This window comes from Capnocytophaga sp. oral taxon 336 str. F0502 (genome assembly GCF_000411575.1).
In the GTDB taxonomy this organism is placed as follows: Bacteria; Bacteroidota; Bacteroidia; order Flavobacteriales; family Flavobacteriaceae; genus Capnocytophaga; species Capnocytophaga ochracea.
This window is the reverse complement of sequence record NZ_KE150489.1, coordinates 153802-160823: the sequence shown is the minus strand read 5'-3', so window position 1 is coordinate 160823 and position 7022 is coordinate 153802. Positions and strand designations below refer to the sequence as shown.

Genomic DNA, 7022 nt, shown 5'->3' with positions numbered 1-7022 from the left:
AGACGAAGAAAAGACGAAGAAAAGACGAAGAAAAGACGAAGAAAAGACGAAGAAAAGACGAAGAAAAGACGAAGAAAAGACGAAGAAAAGACGAACAAAGAACGAACAAAAGACGAACAGAGAACGAACAAAAGACGAACAAAAGACGAACAGAGAACGAACAAAAGACGAACAAAGAACGACGATAAAGTAGAACTAAAGAGGGGATAAGATGGAGGTAAGGCAGATGTAGCACGAATTTGCAATATGATTTTTTTTTGTACTTTTGCACCCAAAATGAATTTATTATGACCGAACACGAGCTACTAAAAGCCCGTTGGGAAGAGGTGGTACAACGCCTTTCCGATACTTTTACCGAAGGAGAAACATTGGGGATAGATGGGATTATCTACCTCATCGGGGTACAAGAATTGGGACAATTGGGACGCACTTACGTCAAAGATGAGAAAGTAGACTTGATGCACATTGGCATTTGTAAGCTCTTAGAACCCTTTGGCTATTACCAATACGAATTTACAGACCCTGACGGCTGGCCTCATTACCGTTTGGTGCAAAACCTCCCTGACCTAAAGCCTGGTGAACAAACCATACTGATGAAAAAAGCCATTGTACAGTATTTTTTAGAGAGAGAATTTTTTAACGATTAACAATTGACAATTGATAATTGACAATTAATAATGAAGAAAGTAGCATTTTATACTTTGGGTTGCAAACTCAACTTCTCGGAGACTTCAACCATTGCGCGGAGCTTTGAAGAAGAAGGCTACCAGCGCGTAGATTTTGACGAACCCGCTGATATATATGTAATCAATACTTGTTCAGTAACTGAAAATGCTGACAAGCAATTCAAACAAATCGTACGTAAAGCACTGAAAACAAACTCTAAGGCATTCTTGGCGGCAGTGGGTTGTTATGCCCAGCTGAAACCCGAAGAACTCGCCTCGGTAGATGGGGTGGATTTGGTGTTGGGAGCAAAAGAAAAGTTTAACATTACCCAATATATCGACGACCTTACCAAAAACAATGAGGGTGTGGTACACTCCTGTGAGATTTCGGAAACTGATTTCTATGTGGGGAGCTACTCTATCGGAGACCGTACGAGGGCTTTCCTAAAAGTGCAGGACGGTTGCGACTACAAATGCACTTACTGTACCATACCGATGGCACGTGGTATTTCGCGCAGTGATACTATTGAAAATATCATTGCTAATGCTAAGAAAATCTCGGATAAAGGTATCAAAGAAATTGTGCTTACGGGCGTGAACATAGGTGATTACGGCAAGGGAGAATTTGGCAACAAAAAGCACGAGCATACTTTTTTGGAACTTGTGCAAGCCCTTGATAAGGTTGAAGGCATAGAACGCCTGCGTATCTCATCAATTGAGCCGAATCTCATTAAGGACGAAACAATCGACTTTATAGCGCAATCTAAGAGCTTTGTGCCTCACTTTCACATTCCGTTACAAAGTGGAAGTAATGAAATTCTCAAAAAGATGAAACGCCGCTACCTGCGTGAGCTTTATGTGAGTAGAGTAGCCAAAATACGCGAAGTGATGCCCGATGCTTGCATAGGGGTAGATGTAATTGTAGGCTTTCCGGGGGAGACCGATGAGCACTTCTTGGAAACGTATTACTTCCTGAATGATTTAGACATCTCGTATCTGCACGTATTTACTTATTCCGAGCGCGACAATACTGAGGCGGTGCTAATGGACGGGGTAGTGCCCGATGCTGTACGCGCTAAACGCAGTAAGATGTTACGTGGACTCTCGGCAAAGAAACGCAATGCCTTTTATACGAGTCAGCTGGGGAAAGAGAAGACTGTGCTTTTTGAGAGCGACAACAAACAGGGTTACATTCACGGATTTACTGAGAATTATGTAAAGGTAAAAGCCCCGTGGGATCCTTCCTTAGTGAATACATTGCACAAAGTAAAGCTCACTAAGATAGATGCAGACGGAATGGTAAGATTTGAATTTGTATAAGTAGAACAAAGAAATTTAAAAATAATAAAACAACAATGGTACACTATAAAACAGAATTAATGTTAGAATTCCCTGGTTTTGTACTCTTCGATCCAGTAGTACTACAAGAATTTGTACTTGAAAAAGGAATAGAAGATGACGATTTACTGAAATACTTCATCAATAATCCTACTATAGGAGAGGAAAGTATCCAACGAGGAATATTACTACCTATCTATAATATAGAGCCTTTTGATTATGAAATACTCATAAACACAACTACCAAAAGTGAAATTCCTACCGAATGGGTAGTTTTTAAAAAAGAAGTCTCATTACCTCTACAAGTAAAAAGCGGAAGATTAGCTGTGGAAGATATCTTTATGATAATGAATTGGGATTATGAAAGTAATTATTCCGATTTTGCTACAGAAAAAAGTCTAAATCCTCAACCTAATGTAGAAGGAGGAGAACTAAATGGAGATACAGGAGATAGATTTGATATTCCAGCAGGTAATTACGGGGTAAAAGTATTAGGCTTTTTAGATGTAAATGAGCCTGATATTTTTGAGAGTAAGTGTGGCTATGAATTGTTTTTTGAAAAGATGGATACTTTGCCTATGATTCCTGAAAACATAAATGTAGATAAGTTGGATTATAAAGTAAAAGTAATATCTGAAAGATGAAAATCCTTTTAACAATTACCCTATCTCTACTGCTTTTTTCCTGCGATAACTCCGTTATAGGCTTCAAAAAATCTTGCAATGCCGATACTGCAAAGCAAACAGTTGCCGAATTAGCAGAAGTAAAAGCTAAAATACAACAGATAGAAAGTCTTGCGGGTAGTAATCGCACCTATTGGGTGCAAGATAGCTTGCAACAAGATAGTAAAGCGTATTACCGCTATCAGTTGCTGAGCCAATTGCCTTATGCCGATATACATTTGTACACTTTTTGTGTAGCTAAAGATGATTGCAAACAGGTATTCTTACAGCGAAAGGACGGTAGCTTATTACCTTATGCCGAAATGGAAAAGCAAACTAAACAGCTGGTAGACCAGCAAAAGCAGTTTCCCGCTTTCTTCAAGCAATTCACTACTGATATGGCGTTTAGGCAACAGCATTTGGCAGAACCTTTAATGCGTTTGTTGGTACAGAAAGACGGCAGTGTACTTCTTACCGAAGAAGAGTTACTCACCGATGATATCAATGCCCTGCAAACCTATACTTTTAGTTATTATCCTGATGGGGTATGTTGTAAAAATACGGAAAAAGCTATTGCGTTTGTGTTTGTACCAGTAGGGGACACTTGGCGACTTTTGGAGATTTGGCATTAATGCTAAGAGAAGTGTGACAAGTTACAAAAATTAAAATAAAACTTAGAATGGAAGATTTTATCAATGTACTATCGCAGATAGATCAGATTTATCTCTGGGACTTAATAGGAACGGCTGTATTTGGTATTTCGGGCGTGTTAGTGGGGTTAGAACGCCGTATGGACATATTTGGAATGCTCATTTTAGCCTTTGTAACAGGAGTAGGAGGGGGGACGCTCCGCGATATTATGATAGGCAGTGTACCGGTATTCTGGATGAACAACCTTACGTATATATTGATGATAGTCATTAGTGTAGTGATTACTGTTGTTTTCAAAAAGCAATTCTCTGAGCATTGGAGCAAATCGCTGATGGTGTTTGATACTATAGGGCTGGGGGTGTTCACTATCATCGGGATAGAAAAAGCATTGCGTTTTGGCTTGTCGCCTACTATTGCTATTATCTTAGGTACGATGACAGGTAGCTTCGGAGGAGTTATTCGGGATATATTAGCCAACAAACTACCTGCTGTCTTCCACAAAGAGATTTACGCAACGGCTTGCATAGCAGGAGGTACTGTTTATTTCCTTATTGATAACTTTGTAAATCACAACTTAGTAGTATTTATTACCATAATAGTAGTTATAGCTGTGCGATTGCTATCGGTAAAATACCATTGGGAGTTGCCGAAGTTTTAATAGTTGAGTTTCTATTGTTATTTGCTCATTATTTATTACTTTTGCACTCTGATTGAGAATTTAAGCCAATGGCACATCTGAGACATATACGTAAATATTTTTATAAATATAAATACTACTTACTACTTGGGATACTTATTACCATAGTGTCGCGAGTGTTTTCACTCTTTATGCCGCGATATGTAAAAAACTCTATCGCAGCCATTGAGGACTTTGCTAAATCGGCTAACAAAGATGCCTCACAAATGATTTCCTTACTTATAGAATACGCGCTTATTATCATCGGTACAACTATCATATCGGCGGTGCTGATGTTCTTTATGCGTCAGCTTATCATCAATGTATCTCGTTACATCGAATACGATATGAAAAACGAGATATTTAAAAAATACGAACAGCTATCGCTTAGCTTCTACAAACGCAACCGAGTAGGTGACCTGATGAACCGTATCAGCGAGGACGTATCGAAAGTACGTATGTACGCAGGTCCTGCTATTATGTACAGTGTGCAAACTATTACACTTTTTGCTTGCGTAATTCCGCTAATGTTTATCATCTCTCCCAAACTTACTATCTACACCCTTATCCCATTGCCTATTCTCTCTTTGCTTATCTACAAAATGAGCAAAAAGATTAATATCGAAACGATGAAGGTACAAGCCTACCTATCCGACCTTTCTACTTTTTCACAAGAAACTTTCTCGGGTATCGGGGTGATAAAATCGTATAATAACGAGGCGGCTACCGATGCGCAATTAGCAGTACTCGCCGAAGACGGTCGTCAGAAAAACATCAAGCTCGCTAAGATACAGGCTTTTTTTATCCCTACAATGATACTGATGATAGGATTGAGCCTTATCTTTGTAATCTTTATTGGGGGAAAGCTCTATTACACCGGTGAAATACAATCTATTGGAGTAATTGTAGAGTTCAGTATTTACGTGATGATGCTCACTTGGCCTGTGGCTACAGTGGGCTGGGTAAGTTCTATTGTACAACAAGCGGAAGCCTCGCAAAAGCGCATCAACGAGTTCCTTTCCGAAGTACCTCAGATACGCAATCAGGTAGGAGAGCTTACGCCTATTAAAGGAGATATTACATTTGATAAAGTATTTTTCCGTTATGAAGATACGGGGATAGAAGCTCTCAAAGACGTATCTTTCCATATAGAAGCAGGACAAACAGTAGCCGTTATAGGTAAAACTGGTAGTGGTAAGACTACACTGTTAGATCTCATTGCACGTATGTACGATGCAAATCAGGGTGAAGTACTGATAGGAGGCAAACCCGTAAGAGAATTGAATCTACACAGCTTGCGCAGAGCTATTTCGGTAGTGCCACAAGAGAACTTTTTGTTTTCGGACACTATTCGCAACAATCTGCGTTTTGGCAATAAAAATGCTACCGAAGAACAGATAATAGAAGCCTGCCAAAAAGCAGTGGTACACAACAATATTACAGAGTTCACCCATCAATACGACTCGGTGCTTGGAGAGCGCGGGGTATCACTCAGTGGCGGGCAACGCCAACGAGTAGCTATCGCAAGAGCATTGCTCAAAGAAGCCGAAATTTATTTGTTAGACGATTGTTTATCAGCCGTAGATACCGATACCGAAGAGAAGATTTTAACTAATTTGCGCGATACCTTAAAAGGTAAAACCGTAATTATAGTGAGTCATCGTGTGTCTATCACTAAATACGCCGATAAAATACTGATGCTCGACAAAGGAAAATTAGTAGAACAAGGTACCAAAGAAGAACTATTGCTACAAAATGGTGCTTTTAAAGCCTTTTACGATACACAAACCATATAAGCTGTTATGTGATTTAACTTATGAAAATAGAAACTGAAGATTATATTTCGTTTGAAGAACTTTTTAAACAAGTACAGCACAAATATGCTGAACACTTACCTTTTGTGTGCTACAAGCCCCCTTATCACACTTCAGTAATATTGTTGGAACAAGAAGATGATACACTTCATTTTTTTAACACTGATAAAGAAGAACAAGAGGGATTTGTTTTCGCTCCTTTCGATGCTAACGAACCTGCTGTTATTATCACTGCTAACAAAGTTACCGTAAGCCATTTGCCTATACAATGGATTGTAGAAAATACTAATATTGATATTTTAGAAGATACCGAAGCTGAAAAACAAAAGCACATAGATTTAGTAACCAAAGCTATTGATGAGATACACAGAGGTCATTTTGAGAAAGTGGTTCTTTCGCGCAAGATAACTATCAAAGAAGTGGTAAATCCGTTTAAGAGCTTTGCCAATATGGTAACACGATACCCTTCGGCATTTTGCTATTTGTTTTATCACCCAAAAGTAGGAACTTGGATGGCTGCTACGCCCGAAACGCTCTTCCGCAGTAATGGCGAAGATTTTTGCACAATGGCATTGGCAGGTACACAACCTTTTAAAGAAGGTGAGATGCATTGGCATACTAAGGAAAAAGAAGAACAGCAAATAGTTACTGATACCATCGTGCAACAGTTACAAGATTATGTTAATGAACTTGAAGTTTCAGCAGTTCAAACTGTGCAAGCAGGTAGTTTGATGCATTTATGTACTAAAATAAAAGGGAAGATAGCTCCTGATAAAGTATATGAGTTAATAAAACGTCTGCACCCTACACCAGCCGTCTGTGGTTATCCTACTGAGGAAGCTCGCACCTTTATTATAGAAAACGAACTTTATAAAAGGCAATATTACACAGGCTATTGTGGCTGGGTGTCCAACAATAACCAAGCATTCTATGTGAATTTGCGTTGTATGCAGATAGAACGAGAGCAAACTTACCTATATGTGGGAGGAGGAATTACTAAAGACTCTGTGCCCGAAAAAGAATATGAGGAAACACAGAACAAAACACAAACAATGAAATCGGTAATTTCTGTTGAAAAATAGGAAAAAAGTGTTTTGAGTAAAATTCTGCGGAACACGACCTTCCCCAAGCTGTGGGAGACAAAATTCTACAGAACACGACCTTCCCCAAGCTGTGGGAGACAAAATTCTACAGAACACGACTTTCCCCAAGCTGT

8 protein-coding genes are annotated in these 7022 nt (G+C 39.1%); all 8 read left to right on the top strand.

Translation table 11 applies throughout. The annotated features are described in order from the left end of the window. The coding region (locus HMPREF1528_RS12700) for a hypothetical protein (RefSeq protein ID WP_198010002.1) at positions 1-193 on the top strand (193 nt) is incomplete at its 5' end. Positions 194-287: 94 nt separating this feature from the next. Then, positions 288-647, top strand: a complete 360-nt coding sequence (locus HMPREF1528_RS04125; protein ID WP_009411378.1) for a hypothetical protein — start codon at positions 288-290, stop codon at positions 645-647. Positions 648-677: 30 nt separating this feature from the next. Next, entirely contained in the window at positions 678-1985 is a 1308-nt protein-coding gene (gene mtaB / locus HMPREF1528_RS04120) for a tRNA (N(6)-L-threonylcarbamoyladenosine(37)-C(2))-methylthiotransferase MtaB (protein WP_016478756.1), read from the top strand. A 35-nt stretch (positions 1986-2020) separates the two neighbouring features. Beyond that, positions 2021-2647: a hypothetical protein gene (locus HMPREF1528_RS04115; protein WP_016478755.1), complete on the top strand. Its 627-nt coding sequence runs from the start codon at positions 2021-2023 to the stop codon at positions 2645-2647. Continuing rightward, complete coding sequence (locus HMPREF1528_RS04110; RefSeq protein ID WP_016478754.1) at positions 2644-3297, top strand: hypothetical protein; 654 nt, start codon at positions 2644-2646, stop codon at positions 3295-3297. Before HMPREF1528_RS04115 ends, HMPREF1528_RS04110 begins: the two co-directional genes overlap by 4 nt. 47 nt (positions 3298-3344) lie before the next feature. Continuing rightward, positions 3345-3974 (top strand): trimeric intracellular cation channel family protein, encoded by a 630-nt coding sequence (locus tag HMPREF1528_RS04105; protein WP_015782820.1) that lies wholly within the window; start codon positions 3345-3347, stop codon positions 3972-3974. Between the two features lie 68 nt (positions 3975-4042). Then, positions 4043-5788: an ABC transporter ATP-binding protein gene (locus tag HMPREF1528_RS04100; RefSeq protein ID WP_016478753.1), complete on the top strand. Its 1746-nt coding sequence runs from the start codon at positions 4043-4045 to the stop codon at positions 5786-5788. 20 nt (positions 5789-5808) lie between these two features. After that, positions 5809-6888, top strand: a complete 1080-nt coding sequence (locus HMPREF1528_RS04095; RefSeq protein WP_016478752.1) for an isochorismate synthase — start codon at positions 5809-5811, stop codon at positions 6886-6888. Positions 6889-7022 lie beyond the last annotated feature (134 nt).